This window comes from Mangrovibacillus sp. Mu-81, assembly GCF_036867415.1.
In the GTDB taxonomy this organism is placed as follows: Bacteria; Bacillota; Bacilli; order Bacillales; family Bacillaceae_B; genus Rossellomorea.
Genome location: NZ_JBAJHU010000003.1, coordinates 190,962 through 210,751, shown reverse-complemented (window position 1 = coordinate 210,751; position 19,790 = coordinate 190,962). Strand labels below are relative to the sequence as shown.

General features: G+C 39.6%; 16 protein-coding genes and 1 riboswitch. Of the genes, 5 read left to right on the top strand and 11 right to left on the bottom strand.

The window, feature by feature from the left end:
* Positions 1-15 precede the first annotated feature (15 nt).
* A complete protein-coding gene (locus tag V6B33_RS08180) occupies positions 16-2,169 on the bottom strand; it encodes a PAS domain S-box protein (protein WP_334217264.1) in 2,154 nt (717 codons plus the stop codon).
* Between the two features lie 172 nt (positions 2,170-2,341).
* On the opposite strand from V6B33_RS08180, the gene V6B33_RS08175 reads away from it, so the two are divergent.
* Positions 2,342-3,373 (top strand): acyltransferase family protein, encoded by a 1,032-nt coding sequence (locus V6B33_RS08175; protein ID WP_334217263.1) that lies wholly within the window; start codon positions 2,342-2,344, stop codon positions 3,371-3,373.
* A gap of 290 nt (positions 3,374-3,663) precedes the next feature.
* On the top strand, positions 3,664-5,397 hold the full coding sequence (locus V6B33_RS08170; protein ID WP_334217262.1) for a B12-binding domain-containing radical SAM protein: 1,734 nt from the start codon (positions 3,664-3,666) through the stop codon (positions 5,395-5,397).
* A 24-nt stretch (positions 5,398-5,421) separates the two neighbouring features.
* Here V6B33_RS08170 and V6B33_RS08165 read toward each other — a convergent pair whose 3' ends face one another.
* Both V6B33_RS08165 and V6B33_RS08160 read right to left on the bottom strand, forming a co-directional pair.
* Positions 5,422-5,550 (bottom strand): hypothetical protein, encoded by a 129-nt coding sequence (locus V6B33_RS08165; protein ID WP_334217261.1) that lies wholly within the window; start codon positions 5,548-5,550, stop codon positions 5,422-5,424.
* On the bottom strand, positions 5,550-5,711 hold the full coding sequence (locus V6B33_RS08160) for a hypothetical protein (RefSeq protein WP_334217260.1): 162 nt from the start codon (positions 5,709-5,711) through the stop codon (positions 5,550-5,552). The genes V6B33_RS08165 and V6B33_RS08160 overlap by 1 nt, the downstream gene beginning before the upstream one ends.
* Positions 5,712-5,850: 139 nt before the next feature.
* On the opposite strand from V6B33_RS08160, the gene V6B33_RS08155 reads away from it, so the two are divergent.
* A complete protein-coding gene (locus tag V6B33_RS08155) occupies positions 5,851-6,375 on the top strand; it encodes a CBO0543 family protein (RefSeq protein ID WP_334217259.1) in 525 nt (174 codons plus the stop codon).
* Between the two features lie 83 nt (positions 6,376-6,458).
* Here the strand turns inward: V6B33_RS08155 and V6B33_RS08150 are convergent, their stop codons facing one another.
* Positions 6,459-7,811, bottom strand: coding sequence for a TrkH family potassium uptake protein (locus tag V6B33_RS08150; protein WP_334217258.1), 1,353 nt, complete (start codon positions 7,809-7,811; stop codon positions 6,459-6,461).
* A 254-nt stretch (positions 7,812-8,065) separates the two neighbouring features.
* Between V6B33_RS08150 and V6B33_RS08145 the strand changes: the two genes are divergently transcribed.
* Complete coding sequence (locus tag V6B33_RS08145; protein ID WP_334217257.1) at positions 8,066-8,266, top strand: alpha/beta-type small acid-soluble spore protein; 201 nt, start codon at positions 8,066-8,068, stop codon at positions 8,264-8,266.
* A 132-nt stretch (positions 8,267-8,398) separates the two neighbouring features.
* On the opposite strand, the gene V6B33_RS08140 is transcribed toward V6B33_RS08145, so the two are convergent.
* From V6B33_RS08140 to V6B33_RS08115, 6 genes are all read right to left on the bottom strand, one after another.
* Positions 8,399-9,454, bottom strand: a complete 1,056-nt coding sequence (locus V6B33_RS08140) for an anti-sigma-I factor RsgI family protein (RefSeq protein WP_442915506.1) — start codon at positions 9,452-9,454, stop codon at positions 8,399-8,401.
* A 44-nt stretch (positions 9,455-9,498) separates the two neighbouring features.
* A complete protein-coding gene (sigI, locus tag V6B33_RS08135) occupies positions 9,499-10,254 on the bottom strand; it encodes an RNA polymerase sigma factor SigI (RefSeq protein ID WP_334217255.1) in 756 nt (251 codons plus the stop codon).
* Positions 10,255-10,485: 231 nt separating this feature from the next.
* Complete coding sequence (locus V6B33_RS08130; RefSeq protein ID WP_334217254.1) at positions 10,486-11,760, bottom strand: DUF5667 domain-containing protein; 1,275 nt, start codon at positions 11,758-11,760, stop codon at positions 10,486-10,488.
* A gap of 201 nt (positions 11,761-11,961) precedes the next feature.
* Positions 11,962-12,744 carry a TerC family protein gene (locus V6B33_RS08125; protein WP_334217253.1) on the bottom strand — a complete coding sequence of 261 codons (783 nt, stop codon included), beginning with the start codon at positions 12,742-12,744 and terminating at the stop codon, positions 11,962-11,964.
* Positions 12,745-12,789: 45 nt separating this feature from the next.
* Positions 12,790-12,941: riboswitch (yybP-ykoY riboswitch) on the bottom strand.
* Between the two features lie 60 nt (positions 12,942-13,001).
* Positions 13,002-13,463, bottom strand: coding sequence for a hypothetical protein (locus tag V6B33_RS08120; RefSeq protein ID WP_334217252.1), 462 nt, complete (start codon positions 13,461-13,463; stop codon positions 13,002-13,004).
* Positions 13,464-13,732: 269 nt separating this feature from the next.
* Complete coding sequence (locus V6B33_RS08115; protein ID WP_334217251.1) at positions 13,733-16,819, bottom strand: efflux RND transporter permease subunit; 3,087 nt, start codon at positions 16,817-16,819, stop codon at positions 13,733-13,735.
* A gap of 257 nt (positions 16,820-17,076) precedes the next feature.
* Here V6B33_RS08115 and V6B33_RS08110 point away from each other — a divergent pair, with 257 nt between their 5' ends.
* Complete coding sequence (locus V6B33_RS08110; protein WP_334217250.1) at positions 17,077-17,865, top strand: hypothetical protein; 789 nt, start codon at positions 17,077-17,079, stop codon at positions 17,863-17,865.
* A gap of 84 nt (positions 17,866-17,949) precedes the next feature.
* Here V6B33_RS08110 and nhaC read toward each other — a convergent pair whose 3' ends face one another.
* The gene (gene nhaC, locus V6B33_RS08105) at positions 17,950-19,353 is read right to left on the bottom strand and encodes a Na+/H+ antiporter NhaC (RefSeq protein WP_334217249.1); all 1,404 of its coding nucleotides are present in this window, start codon (positions 19,351-19,353) and stop codon (positions 17,950-17,952) included.
* Between the last annotated feature and the right edge of the window lie 437 nt (positions 19,354-19,790).

The window sequence follows — 19,790 nt, the reverse complement described above, 5'->3', positions numbered from 1 at the left end:
CACGAACTCATCTCCTTACATCTTTGGTATATAGATATGAAAAACAGTGCCTTCGCCTATTTTACTATCTACTTCAATCCGGCCATTATGTTCTTTTATTATATTGAAGCTTACCATCAGTCCAAGTCCGGTTCCACGTTCTTTCGTCGTGTAGAACGGTTCTCCGAGTTTTTTAATCTTATCTCTTGAGATTCCGTTTCCTTGATCTCTTATTTCGATATGAATGAATCCATCCCGTGTTTCGTGAATGCCTATTGTGATCAGTCCGCCCTGCGTCATGACTTCAATGGCATTCTTGATGATATTGATAAATACCTGTTTTAACTGATTGGGTTCTGCAAAGATTGGTGGCAGGTCCTCCTGATACAGCTCATGATACTGGACATTATGCATGGTTGCCTGCGCACTTAGCAATTCCACTGTATCTTTCATGATTTTAATCAGATTCGTTTCCTGATACTGTACTGCCTGTGGTTTAGCCAGGACGAGGAATTCTGTTATGATCGATTCAATCCTTTGCAGTTCGGACGTTATGACATTAAAATACATTTCATGATCAATGCCTACGCTGCTTTCCAATAATTGAATGAAGCCCTTTAAAGCAGTCATTGGATTTCGTATCTCATGTGCTATGCCTGCTGCAAGCTCCCCTACCACGCTTAACGTATCGGATTTCCTCAATTGTTCCTGCATCTCAATTTGTTCCGTGATATCGCGTATAATCGTTAAATTAAGATTAGAAAGCAAATTATATTTAGATGATAATTCTATATACTGCTGCTTATCATCAAAGGATTGAAATGTTTTCAGGAAACTTGATTGTCCCTCTTCTTTTAATTGTACCAAATAATCATGATACGTTTCGTCTTCAGCTTTAATGTTTAAGATTTCCCGGACATCTTTGCCGATTAGGTGATCTTTGTCGAGATTCAATATTTTACTTGCTTCAGGATTCGCATCAACCACTACATAATTATGATTAGTCAGGAATAAGCCATCCAATGATCCTTCAAATATTTTCCGGAACCTCTCTTCACTTTCTCTCAGTTCCTTTTCCATTTGATAACGTTCACTTACATTTCTGAAGATTGTCATGTTGTAACCATCTACCGAATGAAGCTTTGATGTGAATTCCAAATGCTTTAATTGATTATTAGGCATGAGGAACAGGACTTCATCTCTAACCGCACCGCTCTTATACAGCTCTTCCATCACAAGCTCAAACTTCTGGCTCTCCAAAGGATAGACGAAATCTTTGATTTTCTTTGATAAGAGTTCGGAAAGGGAACATTCAAATATCTTTAGTGCGGAGGCATTCGCTTTTAATACTCTTCCATCCTGATCCCACAGGACGATTGCATCGATCGCTTCCTCGAATAACCCCTTGAAGAGATCTTCATTCCTCTTTACCTGAATCTCCATCTGCCTTTTCTCGGTGACATCACGAAGAATTGCCATATGGAGTTTATGGTGTACAAAGGGGCTTGTTGTAAATTCCACAATCGAAATCCCGTTGCCTTTCTTTATCGGTATTTCACCTCTTGCTTTTCTATTCTGAGAAAGCAAATCTTTAATTTTATCAATTTTATAGTGTGAGTTCTCAGGTATAAATGAGCGGATATTACGTGTAAGAATCTCCTTTTTGCTTATACCCACCTGTTTAGAGAAAGCCTGGTTCACATCATTAATGTTTCCTTTAAGATCGAATAGGATGATGCCTTCAGAGGCATTCTGGAAGATATTCGAAAGCAGGTGGACATTGAGATGGTCTTTCCGTTCGTTCTCCTTGGATTTGGTCACATCTTTAAAGTACAAGTAAGCATTGGTAGAAACGGCCGATTTTTTTAGAATCAACTCGATATGAATGATATTATCCTTTTTGGTATTCATCAATGTTTCATCTTCCAGTGAATTGCCCGACTCCATCACGTCTTGATAATGAGCGACGATCGGGGATGGTACAGAGGAAAAAAAGCTGCTGAACAGCTGTCCGGTCACTGACTCGAGTTCAATCTGCATGCACCTGCACGCTTGATCATTTGCATAAATAATTTTCATTTCATCATTTATGACAACCATAGCCATCGGTGATGCTAAGCAAATTTCCCTATCAATAGGATGACATTCTTCCTTATAAATTGGATTTCCCAACTTGCTGCTTTTAGTCATTTCTACATCCCCCTATTTATTAAAAAGACGACTTTCGGCTTAACTATTATTTTGTTCGAATAGCACATCAGGTTATTGGTGATAATTAACAGTGAAATTTCGGTTTTGCACGTTGTATCCTAGGGTAGAAATTAAATTAGCGCAAATCATTAATAAAAAGACGGTGATGGTAATGAAACAACGTGATTCTTATTTCGACAATGCCAAATTCATTCTGATCTTTTTGGTCGTTTTTGGTCATATTATCCGGTCATATATTGAAAGCGATCCCTTTATACTCTCGCTTTATAAAACGATTTACACATTTCATATGCCTGCATTCATCTTGGTAGCAGGACTGTTTGCAAAAGGGTTTTACAAACAAGGCTATATAGGGAAACTTGCCAAGAGGCTGATTCTGCCCTATATCGTTTTCCAGCTCATTTACACCATTTACTACCATTTCCTGTATGATAAAGCAACCTTTGAGCTTCACCCGCTGGATCCTCATTGGTCTTTATGGTTTCTGATCAGCCTGTTTTGTTGGAACGCACTGCTGTATGTATTCATCAAATGGTTTAAGTTTAAACCGGCAATGGGATTATCTGTGGCGTTCTCCATCGGTCTGTTGATCGGTTTCGTAGATGAAATCTCTACGTACCTAAGTTTATCGAGAACATTTGTATTCTTTCCATTCTTCTTGTTGGGCTACTATATGAAAAAGGAGCATTTTGAATACTTCAAAACACACAAAGCCCGCGTATCTGCAGGAATATTATTTGTGCTCGTATTCTTAGGGATGTACTTCGTTCCGGAGTTTTCAGACAAATGGCTTCTCGGTTCCAAGCCTTATGGAGATTTCGAATGGAATGATGTTGTGAGCTTAGGAGTAAGGGCAATCGTTTATTTCCTCAATATCGTGATGATATTCGGCTTTTACACGTTTGTACCGACTAAAGAACAATTCTTTACAAATTGGGGAAGAAATACACTTTACGTCTACTTGCTTCACGGCTTTATCATCCGTTTATTCAGGGAAAGCGAGATTAAAGATGCCATCGAACCTACTTCCAGTCTATTACTGCTTCTGGCCGTTTCGCTAATACTGACGATTCTGTTTTCTACGAAGTTTTTCACTTCCATTACTCAGCCGATCATCGAGCTGAAATCGACAAAACTTCAGAAAATCATCTCTAAACGACAGATGAAAACGAGGGAAAATTGATTCCCAATAACTTACTATCTAAATACCGATAAAGGGCTGACCACATAGAATATGGGTCAGTCCCTTTTTTTCTTATATGAGGAAAATAATTTTGTTCAGATACTATTGAATATACTTTATATAATTCGCAGTTTTTCCCTGAAATCCTTCTTATTCAAACATTAATTTCGAATTACTTTTAGACAAATATTGAGCTTTTTCTCCACCTTCGTTAAAATGGGTAGAGCAGTCTACAATATTCTGCATCCCAACAGGTGGATCCACGAGGTAAAAGAAGGAGTTATTCTTAAATGAAGAAAGTCGTATTAAGTACATTAAATGCAAAATATATCCACACCAACCTTGCCATACGCTGCCTCAAATCTTATATTGAACCTGAATTTGAAGCTGAAATGGCTGAATATACAATAAAAGATCCGATTCTTAACATAGCTACTGACCTGTTTTCGAAGAAACCAGATATTATCGGGTTCAGCTGTTATATCTGGAACATTGAAGAAACGATCAAAGTCATCCAAGTACTGAGAAAAATCCTTCCTGATGTGAAGATCGTACTTGGCGGACCCGAAGTAACATACGATGTTCCTTACTGGCTTGAACGGTTAAAAGGAGAAGTGGATTTCATTGTCATTGGAGAAGGTGAAGAAACCTTCAAGCAGCTCCTCGAACAGGCTCACGGTGAGGAAGATTGGTCAAAAGTACATGGTATTGCCTATTTAGATAATGAAAAGCCGGTCATTAAACCGCAGCAGAATAAAATCGATTTACGTGAAGTTCCTTCTCCATTCAGATTTGAAGATGACCTTCCTTATCTATCAAAGAGAGTGACATACATCGAAACGAGCAGAGGCTGTCCATTCCGTTGTCAGTTCTGTCTTTCATCCATCGAAGTAGGCGTTCGTTATTTTGACCGCGAAAAGGTGAAAGAAGATATCCGATTCTTAATGAATAACGGAGCGAAAACGATAAAGTTTGTTGATCGCACGTTTAATATCAGCAGAAGCTATGCCATGGAAATGTTTCAATTCCTGATTGATGAACATTTGCCGGGTACAGTATTTCAATTCGAAATTACTGCAGATATTATGAGACCTGAAGTCATTGAATTTTTGAACAAAGAAGCCCCTGCAGGTCTATTCAGATTTGAAATCGGGGTGCAGTCAACCAATGATGAAACCAATGATCTCGTGATGAGGAAACAGAATTATAAAAAACTTACACGTACGGTCACAATGGTGAAGGACGGCGGAAAGATTGATCAGCATCTGGACCTGATTGCAGGACTGCCTGAAGAAGATTACCATTCTTTCCGCAAAACATTCAACGACGTATTTGAACTCCGCCCTGAAGAACTTCAATTAGGGTTCTTAAAAATGTTAAGGGGGACCGGCTTGAGAATACGTGCAAACGACCATCAATACACGTACATGGACCATTCTCCTTATGAGATATTAGGAAATAACGTATTATCGTTCGATGATATCGTAAGAATTAAGCAGGTTGAGGATGTTCTGGAAAAATATTGGAATGATCACAGGATGGACCGAACGGTTGAACATCTTGTAACCAATTGTTTCGAAACTCCTTTTGACTTCTTTCAACAGTTCGGATCTTATTGGGAAGAACGCGGATGGTCAAGAATCGGGCACCAATTGGAAGATCTATTTAAAAGACTGAATGAGTTCCTCTCTTCGCAGGACAGACACGAGATGAATGTCATTGAAGGTCTCATGAAGCTTGACTACTTGAGTAATCAGCGATATAAACCTAGAAAACCTTGGTGGGGACATGAAATGACGAAGGAAGAGCGCTCTGGCATCTATCAGGATCTTTTATACTCCCCTCAAATTGCCGGGAATGAGTTCACGGAGTTAAACCTTTCAGAAAAAGAGATTTACAAACATACGTTACTCGAAACAATCGTTTCAAAAGATGGGAGCCATGAATACGTACTGGCCTACTTTGAACCTTCCAATGGCCAATCCACCCTATTCTTTTTTGATAAAGAGTATGCGGTCAATTAAAGAAAGTGCTTGAGCGAATTCCGCTCAGCACTTTTTCTTGTTTTCTTTTTGCTTTTTAGTTTCTTTAAGTGAAGCTTCTATGAGCTTCGCTGCATTTACATCCCCAAACTCTTGTCCGAATTCTTCTCGAACTGTTTGTTCTTTTTTCTTCATCAGCTTCTTCCTTTCATGCCTTTTGCAGAATTTCTGTTTTTACCCTTACTTGCATCCTCACCATGGGTGTATTCAGCAGCAAATTCAGTTTCTTGTCTATTTTTCAGTGGGGTTTTATTGTTTTTTTCAGCTGCATCATGCTGTGCTTTGCGTTTTGCCATGACTATCAACTCCTTTAGCATTTACTTTCCCCACTTCTGTTTAAGCTCATACTGAAAATCATTTTACATTAAAACGCTTTATTGTGAATAAATGAGGGCATTTACCAAAAACTATAAAAAAATTAAATGAGGAAATAAAATGACCATTATTTTTTTACTCTTATTCGCTGCAGCCGGGTGGAGGTTTGGCATTTGGAAGGAGTTTCAACGCTTTTATCCAACCTTACTCTTTTTCATCATTGGGGATTTACTTTCCCAATTCCTGCTCTATGATTATTCGATGTGGGAATTCCAGCCAGTTGGTACCCTTGCCAAGAGCTTAAACTTAAATCATACAACCATTGCATTATTAAAAATGATGGTTCAATATCCAGCCACTGTAGCCATATTCATTGGGAGGCTCCCGGATACCCTTCGAGGAAAAATACTGTGGGTCTTATTCTGGACGGCCATTTTTGGCACAACAGAGGGCTTGACACACCAAGCCGGGATCATGACCTACCATAATGGGTGGCATTTCGGTTGGGATATCGTTTTCAACATCATGATGTTTTCAATGCTCATCATTCACTATAAACGGCCAATCTTCGCGTGGATTGCCACTATCCCCATCATTATCGGGCTGTGGATCGTATTTGACGTCCCTTATTCCGTTTTGAAATAGTTTTTCATGGTTCATTACACCACCGACAACTTTAAGACGCTAAAACAAAAAAAGCGGTGCCTGTAATCCAGCACCGCTTTTTGTTATCCGATGATTACCCGCTCTTTTGGATAATGATAATTTGCCGTTTTCTCTTTGCCTCCGATCATAAACAAGAAGGAAAGGATGCCAACCCGTCCGATAAACATCAAAATCATGATCACACACTTTCCGATTGTGGAAAGTTCTGATGTAATCCCCAAAGATAATCCTGTCGTTCCAAACGCCGAAGTAACTTCAAAGATGATTTCTATTAATGAGTGGCTTTCTGACAATGTCAGAATGATCACGGATGTAAAACATATAAGGGTTGCTACAATCGTCACGACAAGCGATTTAATGATATCTTGTTCGTGAATCTCTCTTCTGAATATCTTTATGGTTTGATTCCCTCTTGCAAAATGGAAGAGGAATAATAGGTTAAGGGCGAATGTTGTTGTCCTGATACCGCCTCCCACCGAACTCGGGGATGCGCCGATGAACATCAGGCCGCTCAACACCAATAAAGTTGATGTTGAGAACTCCGCGACATTCATCGTAGCAAGACCTCCACTTCTAGTTGACGCCGATTGAAACAAAGCATAAAAGAAAGATTCATGCCAGACCATACCGCTGAAAAAATGATGATATTCGAGGATGATAATCATCAATGTTCCAAACACTAACAAACATCCGAATGTCAGTGTCGTTATTTTCGTAAAGAGAGAGAAATGATGCTTGCTTCTTTTACTATTCATCAGGTAGTCCTTAGTCTCAATGAGGACAGGAAATCCGATAGCTCCCATTGTAATGAGTATGATCGTTATAAATTGAACAAAATAATCATGTTTAAATGGAATAAGCGACTGTCCCGTAATATCGAACCCTGCGTTGGTTGTCGCACTTACAGATGCAAATAATCCATGAATAAATGCTTCTTGCCACGTTGAATAATAACTTAAGAAATACACCCCGAGGGTAAGTCCCCCGATAATTTCAATAATAATGATCAGAAGCAATATTTGCTTCAGTAAATTCACCAGCCCGGATAAATTGGTTTGATTTTGATCTGTCATGATCAGTTGTCGTTCCTTTAATCCGATTTTCTTTCCAACAAGCAGCCAAAAAAACGTTCCTACTGCCATGACACCAATGCCCCCAAACTGAAGGACAAATATCAAAAGGAAAATTCCCGTAGTGCTGAACGTATCAGCTGTACTCACCACAGTCAGTCCAGTAACACTAACGGCACTAACAGAAGTAAACAAGGCATCTATAAAATTCCAATTCACTTCAGGCTTATGGGCAACCGGCAGACTTAATAGTATCGTTGCCACCGTTACGGCGAGCAAATAATAGGAGACGATCACCTGTGCAGGCGTTAACTTATTTAATTTAGAGCGAAATGTTAACCACATATGTACTTCCCTTTCAAAGACAATAATCATTTACCTTATCTATCTTAAATAAAATGGACATGGAAAGAAAGGAAAAAAGGAGGATTCCCCTTATTTTTATTCTTTCTTTCATTCTGAAAGCTTAAACTGTTTTGTTCCCGATTAGCAAAAAACAGAATAAAATATTTCCACTTATGATGCTGTGCAAATGACAAATACTACTGTTACGGAAGCATTTACGCTTCACGTTTCATTAGAAAAGGAGGATACTCAATATGACTAGAAGCAGCAATAAATTGCTAGTACCTGGTGTTGAACAATATCTTGATCAAGTGAAATATGAGATTGCTCAGGAGTTCGGTGTGACACTTGGATCTGACACAGTTTCCCGTTCTAACGGTTCAGTTGGAGGAGAAATTACGAAGCGACTTGTAAAGCAAGCTCAATCACAGCTTTCAGGCGGACAAACTAAATAATATGGATAAGATCGGCCGGCAGCTGCCGGCTGACTATTTACATATAACCCCGATAACGAAAGGCTCATTCGAATATGAATGAGCCTTTTCATCTAATAGCAATTATTCAGTAACACTCAGCAAAGAGCTTTATCAGTGATTTCTTCCCTTTTCGCCATTACCTTTGTGTTCACTTCCATCCTTTTGTTGATGGTTCCCATTATTTTTATAATGGTTTGATTTGCCTTCGTGTCCGTTGGAATTATTCCCACGATCATCTGATCTGGTTTCGTTTGGATTTGAGCGATTATCAGATTGATTTCTATCCTTGTGTGATTCATCATTTTGTTTGTTGTTTTCTTTGCCTCTATTGGCTGGACGATTCTGATCTTTCTTGCTATTGCTATTTTCATTGTAGCCTGCTTTTTTATCTTGTTGCAGACCGTTAGGTGTATTCTTATCTTTTTCTTCTTGTTTTGCTTGTTGTTTTCCACCATTGGATGCTGCTGGAACTGTTGCCTTTTTCCCTTCATCCGGGGCTTTTAAAGGTATTTCTTCTTTATCCTTGTCTGGATTGGCCATTACCTCATTTTCTTTATTCACCGTTTCTTTTAAGAGAGTACCTGCAGTTACACCTTTCTTTATTGCCTCTTCTCTAATATCTTCTGTTGTTTCCTTCATGATGATTTCAGCACTATGCTGATCGTTATATTGCTTAACAAACTCATTTAACTCCTTAAGAAAAGCTGAATGTGTTTGACTTTCGGACAAATCTGTAAAAGTGGAAGTAATCCATACATTTTGATCCTTTTTCAAATATCCAAGTTTTTCGCTTATACGGAGAATTTCTTCCGCAACTACACTTACATCTTCTCTTTCCCAATCCCCTAATTTCTCGATCATGACTTCCCCATCTTCATTATACGGGGCTATGTCAATAACTTGCTGTTCCTTGTTGAGTGAAAGTTCAAGACTCGGATTAATGTCCACTGAAACGTAGGCATACGCTTTATTGCTCTGTAATAAAGAAACTGAAAAAAGAGTAAGGATAAGGACCGCTGCTGTCAGTATTGAGGCAGCTGTCTTCCAATTCCTCTTCACCTTTAACTGACTGCCACCCTTTACAGGAAAGATGGGGATTTCTTCACCAATCGTATAGCGCTGATTTGGCGTTTTCATACCATTCATGAACTGTCCATCCGGCGTCATCAAAATGAGTACATCACGTCTTATTTCCATAATGATCCCTTTTTTCATATATCTAACCGCCCTTTTAAGTAATCCTTTAAGTACACATAATCTCCAACCATGATTAGAGAAATGGCAATTATGTATTTTCTGTTTCTCTCGATTGTCTTTCTGCTCACATTCACCTGTTTTTCTAGTTTTTTTATAGGTAAACGTTTCTTTTCCATCAGGTAATTCATTAAGTCATTTGACGTGACGACTGTCCTTGCTATTTCGATTGCATTAAGTCTGGCGTCTTCGTGTTTTGGAGATTGCTCGACAAGATCGATAAATGCCAGATTATAGTTAGAGAGCTGAGCTTGAAAATCAACGATCTCTTCTCTTCTTTTCAAACTGTCTTCCTGCTTTTCATACTCCTCGACAGAGACGACCTGTTCGATAGTTAAGCGGGGTGAGTCTTCCTCATCATCAATTAGGTTCCGATCTATACTAATATCCTGGAACTTCCCATTCTTCCGGATGTAATCAATTACCTTGCGCTTGATGATCACTTCTGCAAAACTGATAATGGAAGAACCACGCTCATTATTATATTTAAAAATGGCATCATGAAATGCTATAAGACCGATGCTAAATTCATCATCGCTTTCATATATATACCGCTTGCAAACAGAAGAAACAGTTTTCTTGATGAATGGTTTATAATCATTGATTACCATATTAAGCAGCTGCTCGTCACCTTGTTGAATGCCTACAGCCAACTCCTCGAGTGATGGCTTCTTCTTTTTTTCCGTTAGTAAAAATAGTAATAAATTTAGCATCAGTCTCACCCCATTCTGCAAACTATTATACTAATAAGCTGCCATTTTTCAATGGAAAATAGAGAGGAAGGGGCCACTTAAAACAGCTTTTACACCCTCGATAGCTTCCACTAAGTAACCCTTAGTTTACTACAAGATGGTAAAAAGCGCTTTAGTTTTCCCCTTCAGACTGATGGTTTAATCGTGTTCATCCTGCAAGATGATTCATCCTTTTCTTTTCATCTCTCAAAATTAGTTATTTCCGTTCCCTTTATGACCATTCCCTTTTTGTTGACCGTTCCCATTTCCATGACCATTTTTGCCAAGCTTTTCTGTTTGGCTTCTATTTTCTTTGCGATCCTCTTTAGCTTGTTTTCTTTCTTCTTTCACAGCATCGCGTTGTTCTTTCGCTTCCTGCTTTCTTTCTTCACGCTGTTCTTTTACTCTCTGTTGATTTGCTTTACGCTCTGCTTTTACTTCCTGTTTTTTCTCTTGAGACTTAGCTGGTGACGGTGCCGCTTCAGTTCCTTCCTTATCTTCAACTGGCTGGCCTTCTTCAGCAATTTCTTCAGTTGGGGTTTCTTCAGTTGGCGCTTCTGTTGATTCTTCAGTTGGGGTTTCTGTTGTTTCTTTTTCAGGAGTTTCAGTTACTTCTTCCTCTTTTTCTTCCTCTTCTTTTGCCCATTTCTCTTCAAATTTAGCAAGCTTTTCAGCTAATTTTGCATAACTCTTCTCAATGTTTTTTTGTAAAGCTGCTTTAGCTTTAGGGTTTTTCACTTTTTCTAATGCAGCGCTTAAAGCAACAATATTTTGAGACATAAGCTCTTTCATTTCTTCTGTTTCTTTGTCTTCGCTGGTTGTTTCATCAGTGGTTTCTTCTGTATCAGCAGGTTCTTCAGTTGCATCTTCTTCTGTTTCTGTAGTTTCATCCGTGTCTACATCCGTATCAGTATCTTCTTCAGTCGTTGTATCTTCTTCAGTTTTTTCTTCTTCAGTTGCAGAATCTTTTTCTGTACCTTCTTTGTTCTCATCAATGGACGAATCTTCTTCTGTTACTTCGTCGTCAGACCATTTATCTCCGAAAGAATTCATCATTTCAATTGCTTTGTTGATTGCTTCGATTGCTTCGTCCTCTTGTCCTGCTTGGAATAAAGCTTCTGCTTCTGCTAAACGCTCGGCCGCGTATTCAGCAAGTAACTTTGCTTCCTTGCTTTCATCCATTGTGAATGCAAGCTTCACTTTTTCTAATGCAAGCTTTGCGAAGTAAAAGAAATCACCTGGCAATAAAGATGGAGCTTCAGAAGAGTCTTCTAGTTTTTCGATTTCTTCTTTTACTGAGTCGATATTCGCCTCATCATTCACTTGCACGTTTGTAGTTGAATCTGTTTCTTTCTGATCGATATTTACAGTTTCAAAACTTTCACTATCCGAATTAGCAAAAGCAGAAGTTCCTGAAAACGTAACCGATCCTGCAAGTAGTACAGCAAGTGTAGATTTCATGATTTTTAATTGTTTTTGTTTTGTCATATGTAGCACCTCTGATTTTTTTATTGTAAGCGATCGCTCTATTAAAGGAATTACGTTCGTGAGTTTTTTTTTGAGGGGGTATCTAAAAATAAAGATGAAAATTTCTTGCTGAATCGAGAGAGAAGGTCTCTCATTATCCAGTGAGAATAAAAAAAGCTGATGATACGAATAAACGCACCATCAGCTTTCTGGACTAAGACATTATTCTGTTTCCACTTCTTTTTGTTTTGAATTCTTTGCCTTCATTTTTGATATTACATATCCCCCCGCTGCCAGGAGTATAAGAATGGTCCAAAACACGGCTTTCCAGCCTTTTGATTCTGGAAAATGGTGATCCAGGATTGCTACTTCGGGATGGGCTAAAGTGAACACTGCCAACTTTACCCCTACCCACCCAACAATCAAGAATGCGGTGGACTCAAGTGTAGGATATTTCTCTAGCAATTTAACGAACCAAGTTGCAGCAAACCGCATGATAACGAGTCCAATCACTCCGCCAAGGAACATAACGATAAATTGACCCCCGTCTATTCCTCCTATATGGAACCATCCGGTGGGCTGCAGAGTGACTGCAAGGGCAACTGCTGCCAACATTGAGTCTACAGCAAACGCTATATCGGCCAGCTCCACTTTCACCACCGTTGTCCAGAATCCCGCCCCTTTTGCAACGGCCGGTTCTCCTTCCACTGCTCCTTCATCTTTTTTCTTTTTAATAAAATGATGAGTGGCAACGTAGAAAAGGTAAAGTGCGCCAATTGCCTGCACCTGCCATACATCGACCAAAAATGAAATCATGAATAGAGCAAGGAATCTGAATAAAAATGCTCCAAATAACCCATAAAACAGAGCTTTTTTTCTTTTCTCCACTGGTAAATGCTTAACCATTACTGCCATGACCACTGCATTATCTGCCGCTAAGATCCCCTCGAGACCAACAAGGATGAGAAGGACCCACCCGTACTCCAATAACATTGATGCATCCATATATTATAGCCCCTCCTGTATTCTCTATTAGTTTTCCAATAGGCAAGGGATTTAATAAAAATAAAAAGACCCTCGCCTATATATAGGCAAAGGTCTTGCTTAACATCCAACATATGCCAACAAAGCCGATGGAAATGTCCATGAAATGACGACTTTGTTTAGGCCGAAGCCCATAGCTACTCCCCTTTGTCAAAGGAAAACGTATATTGTTTAATATAATTTTATCTTATTAAAGGGAGTCCGTAAAGAAATCAGCCTTACCGATATCTCAACAGGATTGATCGTATGGCCAGTCCAAAAAGAACACCTGGTATCACACACATCATCGGAAAAAAAATGGGACCAATGAATGTTCCGAATACATATACTTTTGGAGAATACATGAGCCCCACCGTGACTAAGTAAGCCGACAGCACAAATGGCAGATAAGCATATTCTTCTGCCTTTTCGAGAGCAAGTTTATACGCATCCCACATTGCAAACATATAAAGACACGGATAAAACATCAGCCACTGATAGTCGATCACAGATGCAGCTTTATGTGTTTCTCCAAGAAAGCTATACATAATTGCCTGATTGAAATTACTCTGGACATTGATGATGATTTCCAGTAATACAAACAATGTTCCCTTAAACCAAAGGCCAGCCAGTAGTTGAGGAAATCCAGGCAGTGCAATACTCCAAAGAATTCCTTCTGTTTTCGTTATGGATTTCTTCATAGATATCCTCTTTTGAAGAGAAATGGATTACGCTTCCTAAGTGAAAGATATTTATACGAACCTGTCGTCCGACTGATATGTAGATTAAGGGAAAGTGACATCTTGAAAGTCCTCCTAGAGATGTATCTCCGCTTATTTTTACCATTACCCTCCTAATTATTACGAATGTTTCTTTATTAAAGGTTCTTTCGACACTATTCTGCCTCTGCCAATAATAAGAAATGAGAAAAGTTACCCTGAGCAGAGTGACTGCCCCGGATAACCTTTCTCTAAAATTTATAGGTATATTTTTTTTTCTTTTTCATCCGCCTCGTTTCTTTATCAAAGAAACTATATACGACAGGTATTACATAGATGGTCAATAAGGTACTGCTGACAAGCCCTCCGATAACAGCGATACCCATAGGCTGGTTTATTTCCGTACCCTCGCCAATTCCCATAGCCAATGGAAGCAGACCCAGGATGGTAGTAAGAGCAGTCATCAGAATCGGGCGCGTACGGTCCTGAACTGCTTCGACTATTGCTTCGAAACTGTTCTCGGCCGTTGCTTTGCGCTGATTGATATAGTCTACGATGACAATGGCATTATTAACAACGATACCAGCCAGTACAATCACCCCAATGATTGCAGAAATACTGATTGGTGTCCTGGTAATCGTAAGGGAAACAGCTACCCCTATCACCATCAGTGGTACAGTGAACATGATTACGAATGGATATTTGAATGACTCAAATTGTGCAGCCATTACCAAGTATACGAGGATGATCGCAAGTCCAAGTGCCATCGCCATATCATCAATGGAATCCTCCAACAGCTCTCTGTCACCGCTGAATGACACCTGCGTTGCATCTGGCAGATCCAGCCCCGCTATCTTTTCATCCACTGCATTTGAAATGGTTCCCAAATTAGTTGAGGATGAATAAGTCAAATCGAATTGTACAGCATGCTGCTGATCAATTCGTTGGATACTGACCGGTCCATCTTCAATACTGAAGTCCACCACTGAAGCCAATGCTATATACTCACCTCTGCCATTAGGGATGAGAAGCTTTTTAAGCGAATCGAGATTCTCTGTAATATTCCTGTCGTACTGTACATAGACACTCAGTACATCAGATTTTTTTGTTACAATCTGTGTGGCCAGGACTCCTCTCGTGATGTCTTGCACGGCAGTTCCGATTTGTGCAGGGGCAAGTCCCTGCTTTATGGCCTCGTCTTTGTTAACTTCCATTTGTACTTCTTTAACTGTTTCCATCTTATCTGTACTGAGCTCCGTTACATCATCCATATCTTTCAGTGTTTCGAATATACGGTCAACTGAATGATCCAGTCGCCCCTTATCGGTATCCCTTACATTAAACGTTAATGTTTGAGGACTCGTCCCTGAAGTAGACTGCAGATTGAAAGACACTTCAGCTGAGTGATTTACTTTTTGAGCCGCTTTTTCGATTTCCGGTTTGATATCATCGGCAAATTGGAAGATCGAGCGCTCTCTGTCTTCAAGCGGTTTCATTTTGACATAGACTTCAGCTACATTGCCTTTCTCTGAACCTCTGAAAGACTCCTCCTGGGTAGTTCCGACAAGGCTGACAAAAACAGCTACATCTTTCTGAGTCTCTAAATTCTGTTCGATCGCTTTTACCACTTTATCCGTTTCTGCCTTGGAGGAACCATTCTCCAACTCCACCCTCATATTGAAGAATCCCTCATCAGTGGGAGGTAAAAATTGAGTGCCCACAGTCGTCAGTCCATATCCTCCTGCCACTAGAGTGATTGTTGTAATAAACAATACAACGCCCCGGTGACGCAATGACCATTTAATGCTCTGAACAAAACGTTTGCGGGTCTTTGAACGCCGCCGCTTTGCTTCGAGATTCCCTTTAGGCTTCTTTAAGAGTCTGCTTGCAAGCATTGGTATAACAGTTAACGCAACGACTAATGAAGCAATCAAACTGAATGAAATGGTCAGTGCAAATTCGGTAAATAATTCTCCCAGTAATCCTGAGATAAACACAACTGGAAGAAAGACTGCCACAGTGGTTAATGTGGATGCTGTAATGGCTCCGCCAACTTCTCTGGCCCCTTCACTCGCAGCCGTTCTTGCATCCTTTCCCAAAGAAAGATGTCTATAGATATTTTCGATTACAACAATGGCATTATCGACAAGCATCCCGATTCCAAGTGCCAGGGCACCGAGCGTCATGATGTTCAATGTAAAGTCCGCAAAGAACATCAGGACGAAAGTGACTATGACCGAATAAGGAATCGCCACCCCTATAATCAACGGACTCTTCACGTTTTTCAGGAACATGAAAAGTACCAGCATGGCAAATGCTCCGCCAATCAATAATGAGTTGGTTATATTACCTATCGCTTTCGAAATATAATCTCCCTGATCAAAAAGAATATTGGCCTTGATCGATTTATATTGTTCTTGTTCCAGCAATCTGTCCAATTCATTTTGAAATGCTTTTGAAACGGATGCCGTATTAGCATCTGATTGCTGGAGTACACTGAATAGTACGGCAGGTTCCTTGTTTGCACGAGTGGAAGTGTTTGTACTCTCTTCCTTCCGCTCCACGCTGGATACCTCCTCCAATGTGATTTGTTTGCCTGTCTGAGGATTTGTACCTACTACCAGTTCTTTCATTTCATCTACATTTTCCAATTGGCTTATGACACGGGTCGTCAATGTCTGTCCATCTGTTTCAATGGTATCACCCGGAGACGTCACGTTATTGGCCCTGATGGAATTGACAATATCTGTTTGCTTCAGCTTATTCTTTTTTAATGCCTGCTGATCCAATTCGATGACAACCTCATCATTGAAAGATCCGGATACATTTACATTCGCAACTCCCTCTACACGAGTGAGCTCCAATTTCAATTTCTCAGAAAGAGTTTTTAGATTATCCCCTTTCCCTTCTTCTCTTAATGACACTTGAATGATTGGGAATTGAGCAGGATCAAATTTTAAAAACCTTGGTTCTTGTGCACCGTCTGGCAATGGAGCTTGATCCATTCTCTGAAGGACATCGTTTTCTATATCATCAATCGAAGTTGCCCATGAAAATTCAAGCAGGATAAAATTGGAGCCTTCTCTGGATGTGGACTGGATATTCTTCATTCCTGGTAATGTAGAAAGACTCTCTTCCAGAGGCTTCGTCACTTTCTCCACTACCTCTTCCGGACTTGCCCCGGGGTAATTTGTCACAACTACACCGACGGGAGGATTCAAATCAGGAATAAGTTTTAAAGGAATTCTGAGGAGAGACACTCCTCCCAGTATCAATATTAACAACATCGTCACAATCGTAAAAACAGGACGACGTATCGAAAAATCACTGATTTTCAATGATTGCTCCCCTTTCTCAATCTCTTTGTATGTAAACAAATGCAGTTAGCTTAACTATAAGTCCTTCCACATTAACCTTCAATAATAAACCATTCCGCTTCTCAAAAGTTCACACATTGGTCACCAAATTAATAAAACGTTATTTTCTTGCGCAAACTAATATTTATTCTTTTAGCAAGGAGTAAAAAAAAATGCCGAACTGGGTTCCGTTTTTGTCAATAAGTTTCATAAGTATATGCCTGTTGGGATATACAATTATGAAAAACAGGGAGAAATCCCCTCAAATCATTATATTTTGGCTATTTATAAGCGGACTTGCCTACTTTTTTGAATTTGTCATCTTCATCCTTTTAGAAAGCTATGAATATAACCCTGATCTCTTGACTAATGAGTATAATGACAGCGTTCTTGGATCGATCAGTTCACAAGCTCTGGCGGTGCCTATTGCAGTCACTTTCCTGGTGGTCTTTCATTTAAAAACCAGATGGATCATCTTTATTATTGGTCTGTTCTATGTGATTGAATCCATTTTCCTGCATTTAAATATTTACGAACATAATTGGTGGAGCTCATTTTACACGATCCTATTTTTAGTTTTAACCGTCATACTCTCTCGGATTTGGTGGAGATTCCTGGATGAACAAAACTATCAATACGTCAATTTTGCCACATTATTTTTTGCGTTAATAACACTTACTGAAACGGCAGGCTGGCTTTTTTCAGGGTTATTAGGCTTATATTCACTGCCCATCCCTTTATCAAGTGTAGAAATGAAAAACAACATTAGCGGGAATGGTATCTACTTATTATTTGCAACTTATCTTTATTCACTTGTTATTTACTTTCGAAGTACCGAATTACCTTTTACAATCATGACGGTTGTGTTTTTACTCACGATTGAGATTTTGATGGTTAATCAGGGGATTTTACAGTTAAAGGAATCCTATTATATTTTTATTTTGCCTGCAGTGCATATCACGATGATCCAGACAGGGAAGCATTTTTATCACCGCCGTTTTAAAGCTTTTCAGACATCAGCACAATAAAGACTGCTCCAGCAATTAATAGGCATTTATCCTTACAGGGATAGTCCTATTCACAGCGGAGCAGTCTTTTATTAAGACATGTTATTAATTGATTGCCGGTTTCACTTCACTTTTTTCTTTTTTGATCGTCCAGCCCGTAAATCCATACAATATCGTAATTAGAGGAGATACAATACAAAAGACGGCAAAAGGAAGATAATCCATAGTTGATACTCCCAGTACATCTGTCAGGAATATACCGCAAACACTCCAAGGCACCAGCGGGTTTACTACCGTCCCTGCATCCTCAAGGGTTCTAGACAGATTCTTTGGATGCAGACCCATTTTCTTGAATTGAGCTTGAAATGCCTCGCCTGTCAAAAGGATGGATAAATACTGCTCACCTACCACTACGTTTATCCCGATCGCAGAAAGAGCCGCGGTTAATATGGATCTTTTTGCCGAACCGATGATAACAGATAAACGTTCAAGGATTGCAGGTATGATCCCAAGTTTAAAAAGCAAACCTCCCAAACTTAGAGAAAGGATGACTAAGGAGATTGTAAACATCATACTTTCAACACCACCTCGGCTTAGAAGTGAATCGACAGCTTCCATCCCTGTTTTGGAAGTATATCCAGAGAACAATATGCTTAAAAGCTCTTTCACATTCCAGGAAAAATGGAACATCGAAATCCCGATTGATACTGCAACATTGATGGCAAGAGCAAGCAATGCTGGCACTCTGAGTGTAATCACCAGCAGGAGTGCGATGACCGGGATGATGCTGTACCAATGTACCAAGCCTGTCTGAATCAACCCTTGCTGAAGCGCTTCAAGCTCAGTTAGATTTACATCTTGTTCCCCTGGAGAAAAAAGAAGGAAGACGATTATCGTAATAATGAAAGCCGGGATCGTTGTCCAGGCCATATTGCGGATATGTGTAAACAGATCCACCTTCACAATCGAAGATGCAAGATTCGTTGTGTCTGATAATGGTGACATTTTATCTCCAAAAAAAGCACCTGAAACGATTGCCCCTGCCGTGATTGCCATTGACAGCCCCATTGCTTCCCCTATCCCGATTAAAGCTACACCGATCGTAGCAGCCGTAGTCAATGAACTGCCGACCATCACCCCGCTCAAAGAGGTCAGGAGAAAAGCAATTGCATAAAAGTAATGCGGAGACACAACTTCAAATCCATAAAACATCAAAGTCGGAATCGTACCGCTGATTAACCAGCTGCTGATAAGAAGACCGATAAAGATAAACAACAGGACTGCCCCAAGTCCACCTTGAGCACCCATGATCATTCCATCTTCTATATCTTTGTATTTGACTTTACGAATAAAACCGTAAATCATCAGGATAAATAGTGAAGTGATAATCGGCATATGGGGAACCGCTTCAAAACGTATAATGCTGATGCTGATCGTGGCAAGAACAACCAGCAGCACCGCAACTGCTTCAATCAGTTTAGGTTGTTGAACTTTACTAATATTTAACATAAGAGGACACTTCCTTTAAATATTGATTACATCTCGATGGATGGGAGAAAGGAATTTTGCACATAAAAAAACCCTTCCATCCCGTATAGGGACGAAGAGCTTCTCCGCGGTACCACCCTAATTGGAGCCTCACTTCTTTCATTCCTCCTCACCAATACATGAGTATTGAATATAAAGAAAGACTGCTCCCGCTTCATAAAGGTTTGTCTTTAAAGAATGTCATCCGTCTCTCATCTAGTCGAAATCCATTCAATGAACAATGTAATTCAGATCTTCTCTGACCTAAGCTTCCACCTGCCGCTTAGTCTCTGGCTGCTGTCGTATAGAAATCCTAGTGTTTTGTCCAAGACAATGTATTCATTTTCACACTTAAACGCTTTTCAGCTTTTATGCACTAAAGTAAATATTTTATAGATTCATTTTAACATGATGATGCA

Bases quoted from the DNA above. Each gene is read 5' to 3' on its own strand.
- V6B33_RS08180 (WP_334217264.1), bottom strand. From the start codon at position 2,169: ATGACTAAAAGCAGCAAGTTGGGAAATCCAATTTATAAGGAAGAATGT.
- V6B33_RS08110 (WP_334217250.1), top strand. From the start codon at position 17,077: ATGAAAAACAGGGAGAAATCCCCTCAAATCATTATATTTTGGCTATTT.
- V6B33_RS08170 (WP_334217262.1), top strand. From the start codon at position 3,664: ATGAAGAAAGTCGTATTAAGTACATTAAATGCAAAATATATCCACACC.
- V6B33_RS08140 (WP_442915506.1), bottom strand. From the start codon at position 9,454: ATGACGCCGGATGGACAGTTCATGAATGGTATGAAAACGCCAAATCAG.
- V6B33_RS08175 (WP_334217263.1), top strand. From the start codon at position 2,342: ATGAAACAACGTGATTCTTATTTCGACAATGCCAAATTCATTCTGATC.
- V6B33_RS08145 (WP_334217257.1), top strand. From the start codon at position 8,066: ATGACTAGAAGCAGCAATAAATTGCTAGTACCTGGTGTTGAACAATAT.
- V6B33_RS08165 (WP_334217261.1), bottom strand. From the start codon at position 5,550: ATGAAGAAAAAAGAACAAACAGTTCGAGAAGAATTCGGACAAGAGTTT.
- V6B33_RS08120 (WP_334217252.1), bottom strand. From the start codon at position 13,463: ATGAAGAAATCCATAACGAAAACAGAAGGAATTCTTTGGAGTATTGCA.
- nhaC (WP_334217249.1), bottom strand. From the start codon at position 19,353: ATGTTAAATATTAGTAAAGTTCAACAACCTAAACTGATTGAAGCAGTT.
- V6B33_RS08125 (WP_334217253.1), bottom strand. From the start codon at position 12,744: ATGGATGCATCAATGTTATTGGAGTACGGGTGGGTCCTTCTCATCCTT.
- V6B33_RS08160 (WP_334217260.1), bottom strand. From the start codon at position 5,711: ATGGCAAAACGCAAAGCACAGCATGATGCAGCTGAAAAAAACAATAAA.
- sigI (WP_334217255.1), bottom strand. From the start codon at position 10,254: ATGCTAAATTTATTACTATTTTTACTAACGGAAAAAAAGAAGAAGCCA.
- V6B33_RS08130 (WP_334217254.1), bottom strand. From the start codon at position 11,760: ATGACAAAACAAAAACAATTAAAAATCATGAAATCTACACTTGCTGTA.
- V6B33_RS08150 (WP_334217258.1), bottom strand. From the start codon at position 7,811: ATGTGGTTAACATTTCGCTCTAAATTAAATAAGTTAACGCCTGCACAG.
- V6B33_RS08155 (WP_334217259.1), top strand. From the start codon at position 5,851: ATGACCATTATTTTTTTACTCTTATTCGCTGCAGCCGGGTGGAGGTTT.